General features: G+C 67.1%; 12 protein-coding genes. 6 read left to right on the forward strand and 6 right to left on the reverse strand.

What is annotated here, in order from left to right:
* Nucleotides 1-87: 87 nt before the first annotated feature.
* The gene (argG, locus tag ACVIW0_RS00285) at nucleotides 88-1,425 is read left to right on the forward strand and encodes an argininosuccinate synthase (protein WP_461350491.1); all 1,338 of its coding nucleotides are present in this window, start codon (nucleotides 88-90) and stop codon (nucleotides 1,423-1,425) included.
* 179 nt (nucleotides 1,426-1,604) lie between these two features.
* Here the strand turns inward: argG and ACVIW0_RS00290 are convergent, their stop codons facing one another.
* The gene (locus ACVIW0_RS00290; RefSeq protein WP_461350492.1) at nucleotides 1,605-2,192 is read right to left on the reverse strand and encodes a TetR/AcrR family transcriptional regulator; all 588 of its coding nucleotides are present in this window, start codon (nucleotides 2,190-2,192) and stop codon (nucleotides 1,605-1,607) included.
* Nucleotides 2,193-2,342: 150 nt separating this feature from the next.
* On the opposite strand from ACVIW0_RS00290, the gene ACVIW0_RS00295 reads away from it, so the two are divergent.
* A complete protein-coding gene (locus ACVIW0_RS00295) occupies nucleotides 2,343-2,708 on the forward strand; it encodes a nuclear transport factor 2 family protein (protein ID WP_461350493.1) in 366 nt (121 codons plus the stop codon).
* Nucleotides 2,709-2,803: 95 nt separating this feature from the next.
* Here ACVIW0_RS00295 and ACVIW0_RS00300 read toward each other — a convergent pair whose 3' ends face one another.
* The 4 genes from ACVIW0_RS00300 to ACVIW0_RS00315 all read right to left on the reverse strand — a co-directional run bounded on the left by ACVIW0_RS00300 (nucleotide 2,804) and on the right by ACVIW0_RS00315 (nucleotide 8,686).
* Nucleotides 2,804-5,107, reverse strand: coding sequence for an OmpA family protein (locus ACVIW0_RS00300; RefSeq protein WP_461350494.1), 2,304 nt, complete (start codon nucleotides 5,105-5,107; stop codon nucleotides 2,804-2,806).
* A 229-nt stretch (nucleotides 5,108-5,336) separates the two neighbouring features.
* A complete protein-coding gene (locus ACVIW0_RS00305) occupies nucleotides 5,337-5,570 on the reverse strand; it encodes a hypothetical protein (protein WP_461357205.1) in 234 nt (77 codons plus the stop codon).
* Nucleotides 5,571-5,730: 160 nt separating this feature from the next.
* Nucleotides 5,731-6,558: an FkbM family methyltransferase gene (locus ACVIW0_RS00310; protein ID WP_461350495.1), complete on the reverse strand. Its 828-nt coding sequence runs from the start codon at nucleotides 6,556-6,558 to the stop codon at nucleotides 5,731-5,733.
* A 61-nt stretch (nucleotides 6,559-6,619) separates the two neighbouring features.
* Nucleotides 6,620-8,686: an ABC transporter ATP-binding protein/permease gene (locus ACVIW0_RS00315; RefSeq protein WP_461350496.1), complete on the reverse strand. Its 2,067-nt coding sequence runs from the start codon at nucleotides 8,684-8,686 to the stop codon at nucleotides 6,620-6,622.
* Nucleotides 8,687-8,970: 284 nt separating this feature from the next.
* Between ACVIW0_RS00315 and ACVIW0_RS00320 the strand changes: the two genes are divergently transcribed.
* A complete protein-coding gene (locus tag ACVIW0_RS00320) occupies nucleotides 8,971-10,026 on the forward strand; it encodes an IS30 family transposase (protein ID WP_461350497.1) in 1,056 nt (351 codons plus the stop codon).
* Here ACVIW0_RS00320 and ACVIW0_RS00325 read toward each other — a convergent pair.
* Entirely contained in the window at nucleotides 10,008-12,152 is a 2,145-nt protein-coding gene (locus ACVIW0_RS00325; RefSeq protein ID WP_461350498.1) for a hybrid sensor histidine kinase/response regulator, read from the reverse strand. The genes ACVIW0_RS00320 and ACVIW0_RS00325 overlap by 19 nt on opposite strands.
* Before the next feature lie 332 nt (nucleotides 12,153-12,484).
* On the opposite strand from ACVIW0_RS00325, the gene ACVIW0_RS00330 reads away from it, so the two are divergent.
* The 3 genes from ACVIW0_RS00330 to ACVIW0_RS00340 all read left to right on the forward strand — a co-directional run bounded on the left by ACVIW0_RS00330 (nucleotide 12,485) and on the right by ACVIW0_RS00340 (nucleotide 17,508).
* Nucleotides 12,485-12,772 carry a FeoA family protein gene (locus tag ACVIW0_RS00330; RefSeq protein ID WP_461350499.1) on the forward strand — a complete coding sequence of 96 codons (288 nt, stop codon included), beginning with the start codon at nucleotides 12,485-12,487 and terminating at the stop codon, nucleotides 12,770-12,772.
* Nucleotides 12,769-14,643 (forward strand): ferrous iron transporter B, encoded by a 1,875-nt coding sequence (gene feoB / locus ACVIW0_RS00335; RefSeq protein WP_461350500.1) that lies wholly within the window; start codon nucleotides 12,769-12,771, stop codon nucleotides 14,641-14,643. Before ACVIW0_RS00330 ends, feoB begins: the two co-directional genes overlap by 4 nt.
* A 114-nt stretch (nucleotides 14,644-14,757) precedes the next feature.
* Nucleotides 14,758-17,508 carry a bifunctional acetate--CoA ligase family protein/GNAT family N-acetyltransferase gene (locus ACVIW0_RS00340; RefSeq protein ID WP_461350501.1) on the forward strand — a complete coding sequence of 917 codons (2,751 nt, stop codon included), beginning with the start codon at nucleotides 14,758-14,760 and terminating at the stop codon, nucleotides 17,506-17,508.
* The last annotated feature ends 26 nt before the right edge of the window (nucleotides 17,509-17,534 follow it).

The following is a 17,534-nucleotide window of genomic DNA, read 5'->3' on the forward strand; positions in this document are numbered from 1 at the left end:
CGCCCGATTAAAGGCGTGCCCCGCCTTCGGAAATTTGATATCGCCAGCCCTGAAACCTCATCCATTTCGACCTGATTGGACCGTTCCATGAGTACGATTCTGAAAAGCCTGCCCACTGGCGAAAAAGTCGGCATCGCGTTCTCGGGCGGGCTCGACACCTCGGCGGCGCTGCTCTGGATGAAGCTGAAGGGTGCCAAGGTTTTCGCCTACACCGCCAATCTCGGCCAGCCCGACGAGGCCGATTACGATGCGATCCCCCGCAAGGCGATGGATTTCGGCGCCGAGAAGGCCCGCCTGGTCGATTGCCGCACCCAGCTTGTCCATGAGGGCATCGCCGCGATCCAGTCCGGCGCGTTCCACATCTCGACCGGCGGCATCACCTATTTCAACACCACCCCGCTTGGCCGCGCGGTGACCGGCACGATGCTGGTTGCGGCGATGCAGGAGGACGGCGTCAACATCTGGGGCGACGGCTCGACCTACAAGGGCAACGACATCGAGCGCTTCTACCGCTACGGCCTGCTGACCAATCCGAGCCTGCGCATCTACAAGCCCTGGCTGGACCAGCAGTTCATCGACGAGCTCGGCGGCCGCGCCGAGATGTCGGCGTTCATGGCCGCGCAGGGCTTCGCCTACAAGATGAGCGCGGAGAAGGCCTATTCGACCGACAGCAACCTGCTCGGCGCGACCCATGAGGCGAAGGATCTCGAACGCCTTGCGAGCGGCATCGCCATCGTCAATCCGATCATGGGCGTGCCGTTCTGGCGCGCCGATTGCGACGTCAAGGCCGAGACGGTCGTGGTGCGGTTCGAGGAAGGCCAGCCGGTCGCGCTGAACGGCAAGACGTTTGCCGATCCGGTCGCGCTGTTCCTGGAGGCCAATGCGATCGGCGGCCGCCACGGCCTCGGCATGAGCGACCAGATCGAGAACCGCATCATCGAGGCCAAGAGCCGCGGCATCTACGAGGCGCCCGGCATGGCGCTGCTGCACATCGTCTATGAGCGGCTGGTCACCGGCATCCACAACGAGGACACGATCGAGCAGTACCGGATCAGCGGCATGCGGCTCGGCCGGCTGCTGTACCAGGGCCGCTGGTTCGATTCGCAGGCGTTGATGCTGCGCGAGACCGCGCAGCGCTGGGTGGCGCGCGCCGTCACCGGCGAGGTGACGCTCGAGCTGCGCCGCGGCAACGATTACTCCATCCTCAACACCGAGAGCCCGAACCTGACCTATGCGCCGGAGCGGCTCAGCATGGAGAAGGTCGAGGACGCCGCCTTCACGCCGGCCGACCGCATCGGCCAGCTGACGATGCGCAACCTCGACATCTCCGACACCCGCGCCAAGCTCGGCCTCTACAACAAGACCGGATTGATCTCGAGCGGCGAAGGCGCGCAGATCTTCCGGCTCGAGAGCGACAAGGACTGAGGCGCGCTACAAACTCACCGTCGTCCCGGGCAAGCGAAGCGCGACCCGGGACCCATAACCACCGGCCGTGGTTATTGAGCATGCTGTGGCCCCAGCTCGCTTCAACAATAACTCCCTGTTGTTATGGGTCCCTGCTTTCGCAATGCTTTCGCAGGGACGACCAAGAGGAGAGCATTCGGCTACTTCACCCTCAGCGCATCGAGCAGCGAACGAAACGCCCGCGCGTAATCGGTGCCGGTCTTGCCGATATCGGGGCCCGCTGACACCGCGACCGCGGCTTCCGTCACCGCGCCGAGCAGCAGCCGCGCCAGCGGTTCGATCGGCTGCTTCGCAATCACGCCGGTCTCCATCGCCGCCGCCAGCGCGCGCGGAAATTTTCCGCCGAAGTGCTTGGCGTCGATCGCACGCCAGCGTTCCCAGCCGAGCACGGCGGGGCCGTCGCGCAGGATGATCTGGCCAGTCGGGCCCTTCGCGCAGGCCGCGAAATAGCCCTGCGTTCCCGCCGCCATCGCGGCGAGCGGATCGTTCTCGGCGCGCGAGATGCGGTCGAGATCGGCGACGAGGTCAATCGACACCTGCTCGAACACCGCCTCGAACACCGCCTCCTTTGTCGCGAAGTGATGATAGACCGCGCCTTTCGCGACCCGCGCGCCGCTGGCGATGTCGTCCATCGTCGCAGCCGCAAAGCCGCGTTCGCCGAAGATGCGGCGCGCTGCCTTGACGATGGCGGCTCTGGTTTTCTCACGCCGCTCGGCCTGGGTTGCCATGGTTCGTTATTGTCTGAGCATGATCTTTCGGAAAACCGCGCCACACTTTTCCGGATCATGCTGTCTAACCCAGTTCCAGCCGCAAGCCAATTGACTTACCGACTATCAGTCGATAAATACCGACCATAAGTCGGTAAAGGGAGATGGCACATGCCCTCGCTCAAGACGCTGCAAGCTTTCGCTGACACAGTCGAGTCCAACGACCATGTCGGCGCCATCAGGAAATTCTACTCGGCCGATGCCCGCACCCAGGAGAACGACGGCGAATGGCGCGTCGGTCGTGAAGCTCTCGCGGCGCGCGAGGCGGCGGTGCTGGCCGCGGTCAGCAGCGTGACGACCACGCGGCTCGGGCCGCTGCTCATCGACGGCGATCACTCGGCGATCTGCTGGCGGTTCGAGTTCACCGGTAAGGATGGCAAGGTCCGCCGCATGGAGGAGGTCGCCTGGCAGACCTGGCGCGGCGAGGAGCTGATCGAGGAGCGCTTCTTCTACGATCCGGCACAGATGGCGCGGTGATCGATGGCTCGACCTTCCCCCCTTTCAGGGGGAAGAGAAAAAGCAAAATGGCCGGGATCGCTCCCGGCCATTTGGTGTCGTGACGTCGCACCGGCTCAGCGTGGCGGCGCGGCGGAAGCGGTGCCGCCGTTGAGCAGCGGGGTGATGCGGCGGATGGTGACGCGCCGGTTGATGCGGCTCGGTCCGTCGGTCTGCTCCTTCAGATATTGCGAGCCGTAACCCTGCGAGGTCAGGTTTTCGGCCGGCACGCCGAATTGCTGCGTCAGCAGCTCGGCTGCGGATTGCGCGCGGCGGTCGGACAGCGACAGATTGTCGGTGTCGTTTCCGGTCGCATCGGTGTGGCCTTCGATCAGGAACACCTCGCGCGGATTGCGCTGGATGGCCCGGTTGAGGCCGTCGGCGATCACCTGCAGCCGCGCCGCCTGATCCGGCGGAATGGTCCACGATCCTGAGTCGAAGTTGATCGTGTTGAGGTCGATCGACGGCATCTGCATGCGGACATTGGGGCTGTAGCGGATCTCTTCGAGCGAGTAGCGCCGATCGATCCGCTGCACCGGCGGTGCCTCCATGGTCTCGTAGATCACGTCGGGCGATGCTTCCTGAGCGTCGACGATGTAACGATCGTAGGGAATGTTGACCACCGGCGGCGGTACGTCGACATAGAAGCCGCCGACCGCACGCGGATCGCGGTAGCTGTTGTCGATGATGACGAGCTCGCGCCCGCCGGGATCCCTGCGGATCCGGCGCAGCATCTGGCCGTCGGCGCCGACCACGGTGATGATCTCGCTGCCGTCGGGACGAACCACGACGGTGCGGGTCTCGCCGCCGATCGTCTCGGTGCGGATGTCGCGCGCGCCATAGCGGAAACGATAGACGTCGTCGCCGCGCACATAGGCCTGGCCGCTCGGGTCGCGAATGATGACGCGGTCCGGCTCGGTGTAGATCGTCCGGCCGCCTTCGACCACCTCCTGCCGCTGGCCGCGCAGGTCGGCGATGCTCCCGCCGATGATGGCGCCGGCTACCACGCCCGCTCCGACCGCAGCGCCGACCGCGAGCGGTGTGATGTTGTCATGCCGCGGCGGCGGCGGCAGCGGCGCCGTGACCGCAGGTGCGGCCCGGAAGGCGGGCGCGACCGTCGGCGGCGCGTATTGCGCGCGGCCGGGCGGCGGTGTTGCGGCGGCCGATCCGGGCACGACCGACGGTGCCGGTGCACCCATGGCCGCTCCCTGGGCGGGCGAGACGCCGGGGGCTGCGCCCGGACGTGCCTGCTGAGCGGGAGCCGGTGCTGCGCCGGGGGCACCCATTGCCGCTCCAGGAGTCGCGGGCGTTCCGGGCGGAGTCGCGGGTCGTCCCTGCTGACCCGGCGCCGGCGTTGCGGCTCCCGGCGTTGCAGGTGCAGCAGGCGTCGGCGTTGCGGCTGCCGGCGGCGTGCCGGGGCGTGCAGGTGGAGCCGCGGCACCCGGTGCCGGTGTCGCACCCGGTGCGGGCGTTGGCGGCGACGTTGCGCCAGGCGGTTGCTTGGCGCCACCCGGACGTTCACCACCCGGGCGATCGCCAGGCCGGCGCTCGGCCGGCGCCGGTGTCGGCGAGGGCGTTGCAGGCGTCGGTGTTGCGGCCGCGGGCGGCGTGCTCGGGCGTGCGGCCGGAGCGGCGCCACCCGGTGCAGGTGCAGGCGTTGCGGCACCCGGCGTCGGAGTCGGCGGCGAATGCGCGGCTCCCGGCGCGGGCGTCGGCGGTGTGCCTGGCCGCTGCGGCCCTGCAGCGGGCGGCGGCGGGGTCGGTGCGGGATGAGCGGGCGCAGCCGCAGGCGGCGGTGTCGCCGGCTTCGCAGCAGGGGGCTCAGGGCGCGCGGGCGCAGCAGCCGGCGGCGGCGTTGCGGGTTTCGCGGGTGCAGCCGCGGGCGGCTCCGGCCGTGCAGGCGCAGGAGCCGGCGCAGGTTTGGCGGCAGGCGGCTCGGGCCGTGCGGGCGCGGCGGCCGGCGGCGGCGCCGGACGCGCGGCGGGCGGTTCCGGCCGGGCGGGAGCCGGGGGCGGCGCGGGATGCGGTGCGGCTGCCGGAGGCGGTGTCGGCTTTGCCGGTGCGGCGGCGGGCGGTTCGGGCCGCGCAGGTGCTGCGGGCGGGGTCGGTCTCGCGGGCGCGGCGGCGGGCGGCGGAGCGGGATGGGCGGGCGGCGCGGCCGCGGGAGGCGCCTGCGGATGTGGCGCGGCGGCGGGCGGAGCCGGATGGGCGGGAGCGCCCGGCGCCGGCCGCGGCTTCGGCTTTCCGTCAGGTCCGAGTTCTTCCTTTGGCTGCGCCTGTGCGACGACCAGCGGCGAAGTTTGTGCGTGCGACGCGGAGGTGGCGAACTGCATCACCGTCAGCGCAGTCGTGGCAAGCAGCACGAGACGAAGCTTTGTCATGTATTTGGAGTCCCCGGCGGAAAGTCTGGGCAGGAAAGAAAGTCAGAGCCGAACAATTCGGCAGGACGATGAATTGCCAGCCGTTAGGCCGCATTGTGGCGGGCGCCGAATCATCGGCGAAGTTTATTTCGACATCATAACGGGTTGCATGTGGCTTTGTTCACTGGCCATTCAGAAGAAACACCCGGACACGATTGTCATCGATGCGGAACTAACGCGCGCGCGTGGTTCATCGGCCGGCAGGTCGATCTGTCGCAGGCGGAGGGCCTATCGGTCCGGGTGGCCTGCGCACCGGCGATTCCTCGGGCGTATTGCCCGGCAACTCGTCGGGTCGCGGCGGTTCGCCGGGTTCACGCACCGGTGCTGGAACCTCCGGCTGCGGATTGCCGGGAGGAATTCCTGGCGGCGGTTCGCTCGGATTGCCCGGCGTCGTCGGCGGAATCTCGGGAGGCTCGATCGGCATCAGATCGAGGTCTCGTGCCTGACGCCGGCTCGCGTCGCGCGCATTGATCGCTCCATCGAAGTTCGACGCGATAACGGATCGCGCGCGGCGCCGTTCCTGCGCGCTATTCGGGCGTGTGGCAGACCGCCTCGATATTGTGCCCGTCAGGAGCACGAAAGCCTCACTCGCGCACCAGCAGCGTGTTGCTTCGGGTTCGGCCCCGATCGACATAACCGCGGCTGTGCATGTCGGCGATGCAGTCGTCGGTCCATTCGTCCTTCGACAGATGCTCGATCACCACCGCGCGGGGCCACAATTGTTCCGGCGCGTCGCGGAAGAAGCCGGTCAGCACGCGGTCCTCAAAACCTTCGACGTCGATCTTCAGCGCATCGACCTTGTCAGCGCCAGCCTCCTCGAGGATGCGTTGCAGCCGCAACGACGGCACCTTGAATGCCTTGCCGGTCGGCGTGCCGGTGACGATGTGACTGGCGCCGAGATTGTCGCCGTCGGTCTCGATCATCAGCTCGCCATCGGTCGGTCCCGCGGCCGCTGCAACCAGCCGCACCTGCGGATAGCCCGAGGCCTGCGTGTTGAACTTGAGCCGCGCATGCGTCACCGGATGCGGTTCGATCGCGATCACCTTGCCACTAGGGCCGACATCGCGCGCCAGCGCCAGCGCATAGGTGCCGACATTGGCGCCGAGATCGACGAAGGTGCCGCCGGCGCCGACATGCCGACGCAGGAAGGCGAGCTCTTCAAGATTGTAATCGGGATTGAACAGTGCGCCGCGCTCGGTTGCGCTGGCCTGGTGATAGAAGCGGAACGATCCGCCCTGATAGCTCACGTCGAGCGGTCCCGCGCCGAACAGATTGACCAGCCGCGACAGCCAGGGCCGGAACGCGCCGCGCTTCAATCCCGAGCCGTGCGCCAGCCGGATGATGGCGGCCTGCGCCGCATTGGGCGCAAAGGCGCCGAACGGCGCCGGCGAAATGTCGTTGCTGGGGATCAAGCCTGGTCCTCGTCGAAAGCGCGGCATGCATAGCCGGTTTTGGCGGGAGCGCCAACGTCCGTTATGCGGCCTTGTTCGATGCTCCGCGCTGCCGCAGGAAGCGCCCGAGCAGCTTTCGCTTGCCCTTGCGCGGAATCAGGTCGACGTCGCTGACCAGTCTGGCGCCGCCCTTGCGGCGCTCCAGCACGATCTTGCGGCTATGGAACGCTTCGAGCTCGACGCGGTGGGCGACGCTGACGATGGTCGCCTTCGGCAACTCCGTCGTCACCATCTCCATCATCTTGTCCTGGCTTTTCTCATCGAGCGCCGACGTCGCCTCGTCGAGCACGACGATGTCGGGGTTGTGCAGCAGCAGGCGCGCAAAAGCCAGCCGCTGCTTCTCGCCGCCGGACAGCGTCTGGTCCCACGGCGCGTCCTCCTCGATCTTGTCCTTGAGATGGTCGAGGCCGACCTTGTGCAGGGCCTCGCCAATCTCTTCGACGTTCCAGTCTTCCGCCGCACCGGGATAGGCGACTGCGCGCCGCAGCGTGCCCGACGGCACGTAAGGCTTTTGCGGCAGCATGAACAGGCGGCGGTCCGCGTGCACGCCGACGCTGCCGCCGCCCCACGGCCACAAGCCGGCGATGGCACGCACCAGCGTGCTCTTGCCGGTGCCGGATTCGCCGGCGACCAATAGCCGCTCGCCCGGCTCGACCACGACCTCTGTTTCGCCGACCACGGCGGTGCCGTCGTCGAGCGTGACCGAGAGGTCGTTGAGGCTCAGCATGGCCTCGCCTTCGGTCTCGCCGCGCTGGATACGGCCGAAGCCGTCGCCGGTCTCGGCGCGTTCGAGCCCGTCGAGCGACATCATCAGCGACGCGATGCGGCGCGCGCATGCGTTCCAGTCGGCGAGCCGCGGATAATTGTCGACCAGCCAGCCGAACGCAGTCTGCACGATGGTGAAGGCGGACGCCGCCTGCATCACCTGGCCGAGCGTCATGCTGCCGTCGAGGAATTTCGGCGCGCACAGCAGCAAGGGGACCACCGGTGCAATCAGGCTCGATCCTTGCGACACCAGCGTCGTCCGCATGTGCTGCCCGGCGAGCCGCGCCCATTGCCGCAATACGTTCGAGAATGTCCTGTCGATGCCGTCGCGCTCTTCCGCCTCGCCGCCGAGCAGCGCGATGCTTTCGCCGTTCTCGCGCACGCGGGTCAGGACGTAGCGGAATTCGGCCTCCGCCTGGTTCTTGTCCTCGGAGATTTGCGCGAAGCGGCGGCCGATCGCCATGATCGAGCCCGACGCGATCGCGGCGTAGATGATGGCGGCAATCACGAGGAAGCCCGGGATGCTGATCGACGAGCCGCCGAGCGTCACCGTCAGCGCGCCGCCGATCGTCCAGAGCACGACGATGAAGGTGACGGCGGACAGCAGCGCCGACGTCACCCCGGCGACGAAGTCGACCGGCGAGTCGGTTGCGATCCGCAGATCTTCCGCGATCCGGTATTCCGGATTCTTGTGATCGCCGTCGACGAGGTTGAGCTGGTAGTAGCGCCCGTTCGCCAGCCAGCGCGACACGACGGCATTGGTGAGCCAGGCGCGCCAGCGCCGCTGAATGCTCATGCGGCCGAACACCTGGGCGACGCCCAGCAGCACGCTGCCGATCGCAAGCGGAAAGAAGATGGCCGTCAGGTGGAAGACTGTGGCCGAGTCGCGCTTCTCGATCGCATCGAAGATCGCGCGATTCCAGACATTGATGCCGTACTGCACGGCGACGTTGGCGACGATCAGCAGCAGCAGGCCGATCGTGAACAGCCATGCCAGCCGGTCGCCGTTGCGGCCCCAATAGCCGCGCGCGCTGATCCAGAACCGCGTCAGCAGATAGTCCTTGCGCGCCTGTTCGGCTTCTTCGGGCGATAGTTCGGAATCGGGCTCGAGAATTTCCGGCGGCGGCGGTTCGACATGGTCGCCGTTTTCGGCGACGACCTCGACGAGCTCCGATTTGTCGTCGGCTTCCTTGTCGTCCGCTCCGCTCGGTGCGCCGTTGCCGTCTGCGGCGCCGGCAGGCGTCGCGCTCGCTTTCCGGGGCGAGGTGGCCTTGGCCGGCGAGGGCCCCTTCGAGGATCTGGATTTTGCCTTAGCCTTAGCCATCGCGCGACAACGCGAGCGAAATCACAAGGTTCCATTGCGGTTCCCGGGAGCGCAGCCGAGTGATCCGATGGCATGTTGCGAGAATGCGACGCTGCACTGTGTGTTTGACGCCTTGAATCGCGAACCATCCTCATCGTCGTTCTGGCGAAAAGCCAGGACCCATTACCCCAAATCTCAATTGTTGTACGACGCTGGGGCCACGGTCCGTCTATCACCGAGTCCGGGGGTTATGGGTCCCCTGAGTTCACAAACGAAGTGCAACACTTCCGACTGGAGGTGTTGCGATGGGCCGGACTTACAAGCAGCTGTCACTGGACGAGCGATGCGAGATTGCCAGACTTTCGGCCAATGGGGCCTCGATCCGGCAAATCGCTGCAGCTTTGGATCGCCCGCCATCAACGATCTCTCGGGAGATGAACCGTAATCATGGCGTTCAGGCCGGCTACAAGGCCGACTATGCCCAGCAACGGATGCGAGCGCGGCGCTGGACGGGCGGACGCCTCGAACGGGAGCCCGTCCTGCGCCGCGCGGTGTTGGATGGCCTTCGCCGTGGCTGGTCGCCCGAACAGGTCGCCGGCCGGCTGGCCATCGAGCATGGACGCAAGGTGATCTCCTACGAGAGCATCTACCGCTTCATCTATGCCCAGATCAGACGCACCACGGACGGCAGCTGGCGGCACTATCTGCCACGCGCCAAGAGCAAGCGCGGCCGCCGTGGCAAGCGGGGCGGAAGTCCCGCAAGCTTCATCGAAGGCCGTGTTTCCTTGGATAAACGGCCCGTCGAGGTCGCCGATCGCAACACTCCCGGCCATTGGGAGGCCGATCTGATGATGTTCTCCAAATACCGTCAGCAGATCCTGGCCGTGCACGAGCGCACCTCCCGCCTGCTGCTCGGCGTCCGCCTCCCAAGCAAGCTCGCTTCCGGTGTCGCAAGCTATCTCGTGCGTCTGTTCAAGGCGCTGCCAGAGCAGATGCGCCAGACCGTCACCTTCGACAACGGTACCGAGTTCGCATCTCACCTTTCCTTGCAAAGCCTCTTGATGAAGACCTTCTTCTGCGATCCGCACGCCCCCTGGCAGAAAGGTGGCATCGAGAACGCCATCGGTCGCATGCGACGCTTCATCCCGCGCAAAACCGATCTCGACAAGCTCCCAACCCGACGCCTCAGCAAGTTCATCGCCGCATACAACAACACCCCGCGCAAATGCCTTGACTTCAGGACCCCAGCGGAGACCTTTGCTGCTCAAGTGTTGCATTTCGAGTGTGAATCCACCTCCTGGCTTTCGCCAGGACGACGGCGTTTGTGGGATGCGCCACCACCTCACCCCGCCGGCGCTTGATCCCGCTTCAGCCGGCGCGAGCGCGCGGCCTTGTGCAGCACGCGGGCGAGCTGCTCGGTCGAATAGGGCTTCTGCAGCAGCTCGAAGCCGCCGCTGCCCTGCTGCGACAGCACCTGGCTGTAGCCGGAGGCGAGCACGATCGGCAGATCGAGGCCCTGCCGGCGGATCTCCTCCGCAAGCTCGATGCCGCTCATGCCGGGCATCACGACATCGGTGAACACCAGGTCGAAGCGATCAGGGTCGACCGCGAGCTCCTCCAGCGCGTGGGTGGCGTTCTCCACCAGCACGCAGGTGCAGCCGAGCTGGGTCAGCGTGTCGGCGGCGAATTTTCCGACCTCGGCATTGTCCTCGACGATCAGCACCGACGCACTGGTCGGATCGACCGAAGGCGCATCCTCAGTGAGCGGCGATTGCGCGCTGTGTCCACTGACGACGCGCGGCAGATACAGCGTGAACGTCGAGCCCTTGCCGACTTCGCTGGTCACGGTGACCTCGCCGCCGGATTGCTTGGCGAAGCCGAACACCTGCGACAGGCCGAGGCCGGTGCCGTGGCCGACCTCCTTGGTGGTGTAGAACGGCTCGAAGATGCGGCCGAACAGCTCCTGCGGAATGCCGACGCCGGTGTCGGTCACCGTCACGGCGACATGGCCGTGCGAGCCTGGTGGAGCACTCGTCGTGGAGGGCAACTTGTCCACGACGCGGACCGCGATCGTGAGCCGGCCGACGCCGTCCATGGCGTCGCGCGCATTCACCGCCATGTTGATGATGGCGGTCTCGAACTGGCCGGCATCGGCGTTGACCAGACAGATCTCGTCCGGCACCTGGGCGATGATCTCGACCCGCGAGCCGATCAGGGTGGTGATCATCTCGCTCAGGGTGCGGACGTTCTGGCAGGCGTCGAACACCTCGGGCTTGAGGGTTTGCCGGCGTGCGAATGCCAGCAGCTGGTTGGTCAGCTTGGCGGCGCGGTTCACGGTGTTGGAGATCGCATCGATGTAGCGCTGCCGCCGCGGCTCCGGCAGGTCCGGCCGCCGCAGCATGTCAACCGAGGCGCGGATCACGGTGAGCAGGTTGTTGAAGTCGTGCGCGACGCCGCCGGTGAGTTGCCCGAGCGCCTCCAGCCGCTGGCCATGGCGCAGCGCCTCCTCGGCCTCGATGCGCCGGTTGGCCTCTTCCTCGAGGCGCTGGGTGCGCCGGTAGGCGAGCGCGAGCAGGCCGAACAGCAGGGCGGTGGCCGGGATGCCGAAGACCAGGTGCTGGGCCATGGTCGAGACCCAGCGCGAGCGGATCGCCGCGGTTTCGAGGCCGGCGCTGACATAGATCGGGTATTCGGCCAGCCGCTCATAGCGCATCCGCCGCTCGATGCCGTCGGCCGGGGACAGGATCGTCATGGTCCCGGCCTGCGGATGGGCGACGAGCTGCTGCCCGAGCGGTCCGCTCGGCTCGAACCGGGCCGGGTGATCGATGGCGGGATAGTGCGCCAGCACCGCGCCGTCGGTCCGGATCAGCGCCAGGAAGCTGCCCGGCTCGCGGCCGATCTTGCCGTAGAAGCTCTCGAAATATTCCGGAAGCACGGAAGCCTGGATCACGCCACCAAAGCTGCCGTCCTCGTTGTTGCGGCGCCGGCCGACGCTGAAGAACCGCGCGCCCAGATAGGGCGGCCGCGGCGTCAGTACCTCGCCGATAAAGGTACCGATGTCGCCTTGGACGTGGATCCGGAAATAGTCCCGGTCCGAGAAATCGATGTCCGGGGCCGGGACCACCAGGCTGTTGATCAGGGCTCGGCCGCTGGCATCGAACACCCAGACCGATTTCACCTGGGGCAGCGCCTCGGCGACCGCGCGCAGCCGCTGATGCAGGCTCTTCTCGCGTGTGGCGATGTCGGCGTCGCTCATCCCGCGGATCACCTCGGTGACCTCGGCGAGGCTGCGGTCGATGGTCTCGAACACCTTGAGCGCGTGCTCATGGGCGACGTCGAGCGTGCGCTGGATCTCCTGGTCGGCGGCGTCGCTGGTCGAGATCCAGGACATCGCAGAGGCAAACGCGAACAGCGCCAGCGGAAGGGCCAGCGAGGCGGCCATCATCCATTGCAGCAGTCTCAGCGAATTGCGGTGTGCGGTCTGCACGGGCGCTCCGGCTCCGCAGCAACATTAACGCAAACCGTTGCGCCGGAGGAAGCGAAACCCCGTCCCGATGCGGGGCGCGGGGGCTGGTTCGTCATTCAGCGGCCGGTCAAGGTTACCGGAGGCCAACCGGGATCGATCAAGTGCGTGCCGGCTCACTCCGCAGCGGCGCCGGGCGGGTGCTGCTCGCCGCCATCACGACCTCGTTAGCAGTTCGCCGGCCGTCAAGCGCAAAATCGGGCGGGATGGCGCGCCCGGGCGCTGTTTTTAGGAGTTCTAAAACCTCTCACGGGCAAATGCTTGACCCTGCGACTACCTGCTGAAAAACAGGCCGCATGACAGGCGATCCAAACAGCTCCCACGGCAATTTCCCGGATACCCGGCTCGGACATGCGGATCGCGGTTTTGTCGGCAAGATCATCAGGCTCGATGCGCTCGTGACGGGCTCATCGCTCTCACCGCAGGAGCTGGAGCAGCGCCTGGTCGAGATGGGATTTGTGGAAGGCGCGCGCGTGGAAATCCTGCATCAAGGCACGATCCGGCGGGATCCGATCGCGGTGCGCGTCGACAACATCACGATCGCGCTGCGCCGGAGCGAAGCCATGGCCGTGATCGTCGAATGACCACTGCATCCCTGCGCCTGGCGCTGGTCGGTGCCCCGAACACCGGCAAGACGTCGCTGTTCAACAGCCTGACCGGCAGCCGCCAGAAGGTCGCCAATTATCCGGGCGTCACGGTCGAGCGCAAGTCCGGCGGCTTCGTCACGCCGGAAGGGCGCAGCGTCACCGTGCTCGATCTGCCCGGCACCTATTCGCTGCGCGGCCGCAGCCCGGACGAGGAGATCACCCGCGACATCGTGCTCGGCCGCTTCGACGGCGAGGCGGTGCCAGATCTGCTGCTCTGCGTCGCCGACGCCACCAATCTGCGGCTGACCTTGCGGCTGGTGCTCGAGCTGAAGCGCGTCGGCCGGCCGATGATGCTGGTGCTCAACATGATCGATATCGCCAAGCGCCGCGGCGTCACGATCGATCTCGATCGGATGTCGCAGGAGCTGGGCTTGCCGATCGTGACCTCGGTCGCGGTGCGCAAGGGCGGCGTCGACGAGCTGTTGAAGCGGACCGACGAATTCCTGGCGCGGTCGCATCAGGCGGCGGCCAGCGAGTGGACGACGCCGACGATCGCCGATCTCAAGGCCGCGCAGCGCGAGGCGGACCGCATCATCGCCGCGGCGGTGACGCTGCCGACCAAGCCGGACACGCTGACCAACCGGATCGATTCGGTCGTGCTGCATCCGGTCTGGGGTCTCGTGGTCCTGGCGGTGATCCTGTTCGTGATGTTCCAGGCGGTGTTCACCTGGGCGCAGCCGGCGATGGAATTGCTGTCGGATGGTTTCTCGGCGCTCGGGCAATTGATCCACGATTTGCTGCCGGAACGCTGGGGCCTGTTGCAGAGCTTCCTGCAGAACGGCCTGATCTCCGGCGTCGGCAGCGTCATCGTGTTCCTGCCGCAGATCATCATCATCTTCTTGTTCATCCTGCTGCTGGAAGATTTCGGCTACATGGCGCGCGCCGCGTTCCTGATGGACCGCATCATGGGCGGCGCCGGACTGCATGGCCGCGCCTTCATTCCGCTGCTGTCGAGCTTCGCCTGCGCGATTCCCGGCATCATGGCGACGCGGGTGATCGACAACCCGCGCGACCGCCTGACCACGATCCTGATCGCGCCGCTGATGACCTGCTCGGCGCGCATTCCCGTCTACACGCTGATCATCTCGGCCTTCGTTCCGGCGACCACGGTGTGGGGGTTCGTCAATCTGCAGGGCCTCGTGATGTTCGGACTCTATGCCGCGGGCATCACCAGCGCGCTGACGGTCTCGGCGGTCGCAAAATTCTTCCTGTGGCGCGACCATGCGCCGGCGCCCTTCATGCTGGAATTGCCCGACTACAAGGTGCCGCGGCTGAAGAGCATCGCGATCGGCGTGTTCACCCGCGCCAAGATGTTCCTGTATCGCGCCGGCACCACGATCCTCTCGATGATGGTGCTGATCTGGTTCCTGGCCTCGTTCCCGCAGGCGCCCACGGGCGCCGAGGGGCCCGCGATCAACTACAGCTTCGCGGCGATGATCGGCCATGCGCTGGAGCCGCTGCTGCGGCCGATCGGCTTCAACTGGCAGATCGCGGTGGCGCTGATCCCGGGCATGGCGGCGCGCGAGGTCGCGGTCGCAGCGCTCGGCACCGTCTATTCGATCGAGGGCGGCAAGGAGGCGGCGGATGCGATCGGCCAGGTGCTGGCGCAGAAATGGACGCTGCCGACCGCGCTGTCGCTGCTGGTCTGGTACATCTTCGCCCCGCAATGCGCCTCGACGCTCGCGGTGATCCGCCGCGAGACCGGCGGCGCGAAATGGATGGTGGTGACGTTCCTCTACATGCTCGTGCTGGCCTATGCCGCGAGCTTCCTGACCTTCAATCTGGCGCAGGCGCTCGGGCTCCATTAGGCGCCGTAGTGCGTTCCGTCATACCAGCCTGAGGCCGCAACGGGTACAATGGGTCAAACGAGGAAGTAGAGTTCATCCGAAGCGCATCACGCGCTTTCCCTGCGAGACCACGCAATGTCGACGTTCGGCCTGGAGCGGGTATTTGCGCCGCGAAGCATCGCGGTGGTCGGCGGCAGTCCGCGGCGGTCGTCGCTGGGCGCGGCGGTGCTCCGGAACATCAGGGCGAGCGGCTTCGCCGGCAACCTCGGCGTCGTCAACCCGCACTATGCCGAGGTCGACGGGGAGCCGACCGTTCCCGACCTGACGTCGCTGCCGTTCGTGCCGGACCTCGTCGTCATCAGCGCGGCTGCGGCGGCGGTTCCGGAGATCGTCGCGGAGGCAGCTCACGCCGGTGTTGCCGGTGCGGCGATCCTGTCGGCCGGTCTCGGCCACGGCGCGGGCTCGCTCGCGGCGACAGCGGGGCAGACGGCGCGGCAGCATGGCATGCGGCTGATCGGGCCGAATTGCCTCGGCATCATGGTGCCGCGCGCCAAGCTCAATGCCAGCTTCGCCTCGCATCAGCCGTCCGACGGACATGTCGCGCTGATCTCGCAGTCCGGCGCGGTGGCGTCGGCGATGATCGAATGGGCGGCGGAGCGGCGGCTCGGCTTCTCCGGCATCGCGTCGATCGGCGATCAGCTCGACGTCGACGTCGCCGACCTCCTGGATTATTTCGCGCTGGACGATCACACCAGCGCGATCCTGATCTACCTCGAAGCGGTCAAGGACGCGCGCAAGTTCATGTCGGCGGCGCGCGCCGCGGCGCGCATGAAGCCGGTCATCGTCGTCAAATCAGGCCGGATGGCGCAGGGCGCAAAGGCGGCCGCGACCCACACCGGCGCGTTGGCCGGCTCCGATGCGGTCTATGACGCTGCGTTCCGCCGTGCCGGCATGCTGCGCGTCTACGACCTGCGCCAGCTGTTCGATTGCGCCGAGCTGCTTGGCCGCGGCTTCGTGCCGCGCGGCAACCGGCTGGCGATCCTGACCAATGGCGGCGGGCTCGGCATCCTCGCGATCGATCGGCTGGCCGAGCTCGGCGGTGTGCCTGCGACGCTGACGACGGGGACCATCGATCGGCTCGACAAGATGCTGCCGCCGGGCTGGTCCTGCGCCAATCCGGTCGACATCGCCGGCGATGCCGACGCCGCCCGGTACGTGGTGGCGCTCAACGCGTTGCTCGATGACGGCAACAGCGACGCGGTGCTGGTCGCCAATGTCGAGACTGCGGTGGCGCCGGCGAAAGGCATTGCCGAAGCGGTGGCGCAATGCGTGCGCGACCGCAGGACCAAGCGCAGCGCGGTCGCCGCCCTGGTGCTTGCGGCCTGGGTCGGTGCCGACGAGCGCACCGGCGCGATCTTCGAGGCGGCACGGATCCCGCATTTCCCGACCGAGGACGATGCGGTCCGCGCCTTCATGTATCTGGTACGCTACCGCGAGGCCTCCACCGCGCTCGCCGCGACGCCGCCCGGTGTCGCATCGGTGTTCACGCCGGAGACGGCGGCGGCGCGGCATGTCGTCGTGAAAGCATTGTCGGAAGGACGCGCCTGGCTCGATCCGGCCGAGATCATCGCCCTGTTCGAGGCCTATCGCATTCCGATCGTGACCACGCTCGTCGCCGACAGTGCCGAGGACGCCGCCGAGAAGGCTGCGCCATTCCTCGCCGCGGGGCACGCGATCGTGGTCAGGGTGTTTTCGCGTGACATCAGGCACGCCTCCGATGTCGGCGGGGTGATCCGCGACCTGCGCACCAGGGACAGCGTCATCGAGGCCGTCAGGACCGTCATGGAACGCGCATGCAGCGCGCGGCCGGATGCGACGCTGCAAGGTGTAACGATCCAGCCGATGATCGTGCGGCGCGCGGCGCGCGAGCTGATCCTCGGCATTGCCGACGATCCGACCTTCGGTCCGGTGATCGTGTTCGGCCGCGGCGGTCCGGCGGTCGAGGTGATCAACGACAAGGTGCTGGCGCTGCCGCCGCTCGACATGAATCTCGCCCGCGAGCTGATCGGGCGCACCCGGGTGTCGCGGCTGCTCGGCGGCTATGGCGATGTGCCGGCCGTCCCGGCCGATGTGGTGCCGCTCACTTTGGTCAAGCTGGCGCAGATGGCCGCCGACATTCCCGAGGTCGCCGAGCTCGACATCAATCCGATGCTGGCCGACGAGAGCGGCGTGCTGGCGCTCGATGCGCGGGTGGCGATCCGCAAGCCGACCCGGCTGTTTGCCGGCCACACCAGGCTCGCGGTCAGACCTTATCCGTCGCAATGGGAAGGCGAGCTGGCGCTGCGCGACGGCTCGCATGTCACGGTGCGGCCGATGCGCCCCGAGGACGAGCCGATGGTGGCCGATTTCTTCAAGCGCGTCACCGCCGAGGATCTCAGGCTGCGCTTCTTCCACGCGATGAAGGAATTCTCGCACGCCTTCATCGCGCGCCTGACCCAGCTCGATTATGCGCGCGCGATGGCCTTTGTGGCGCTCGATCCGGCGACCGGCGAGATGATGGGCGCGGTCCGGCTGCATTCGGACTCGCTGTACCAGAACGCCGAATACGCGATCCTGTTGCAGTCCGATCTGAAGGGCAAAGGCCTCGGCTGGGCGCTGATGCAGCTCCTGATCCACTATGCGCGGTCGGAGGGGTTGAAGCGCCTGTCCGGCCAGGTCTTGACGGAGAACACCACGATGATCGGGATGTGCCGCGATCTCGGCTTCACCGTCACGATGGATCCGGAGGATCACAGCATCGTCGACGTCGTGCTCGACCTCGATCGGCCCGGCGTCGATGCGGTGGGTGCAGATATCCTGATCCGGCCGGCGGCGGCTGGGCGCTGAGGACAGCAGCAGCGCCAGCCGCGGCC

Source organism: Bradyrhizobium sp. USDA 4454 (assembly GCF_054822705.1).

Bases quoted from the DNA above. Each gene is read 5' to 3' on its own strand.
- argG (WP_461350491.1), top strand. From the start codon at position 88: ATGAGTACGATTCTGAAAAGCCTGCCCACTGGCGAAAAAGTCGGCATC.
- ACVIW0_RS00290 (WP_461350492.1), bottom strand. From the start codon at position 2,192: ATGGCAACCCAGGCCGAGCGGCGTGAGAAAACCAGAGCCGCCATCGTC.
- ACVIW0_RS00295 (WP_461350493.1), top strand. From the start codon at position 2,343: ATGCCCTCGCTCAAGACGCTGCAAGCTTTCGCTGACACAGTCGAGTCC.
- ACVIW0_RS00300 (WP_461350494.1), bottom strand. From the start codon at position 5,107: ATGACAAAGCTTCGTCTCGTGCTGCTTGCCACGACTGCGCTGACGGTG.
- ACVIW0_RS00305 (WP_461357205.1), bottom strand. From the start codon at position 5,570: ATGCCGATCGAGCCTCCCGAGATTCCGCCGACGACGCCGGGCAATCCG.
- ACVIW0_RS00315 (WP_461350496.1), bottom strand. From the start codon at position 8,686: ATGGCTAAGGCTAAGGCAAAATCCAGATCCTCGAAGGGGCCCTCGCCG.
- ACVIW0_RS00320 (WP_461350497.1), top strand. From the start codon at position 8,971: ATGGGCCGGACTTACAAGCAGCTGTCACTGGACGAGCGATGCGAGATT.
- ACVIW0_RS00330 (WP_461350499.1), top strand. From the start codon at position 12,485: ATGACAGGCGATCCAAACAGCTCCCACGGCAATTTCCCGGATACCCGG.
- feoB (WP_461350500.1), top strand. From the start codon at position 12,769: ATGACCACTGCATCCCTGCGCCTGGCGCTGGTCGGTGCCCCGAACACC.
- ACVIW0_RS00340 (WP_461350501.1), top strand. From the start codon at position 14,758: ATGTCGACGTTCGGCCTGGAGCGGGTATTTGCGCCGCGAAGCATCGCG.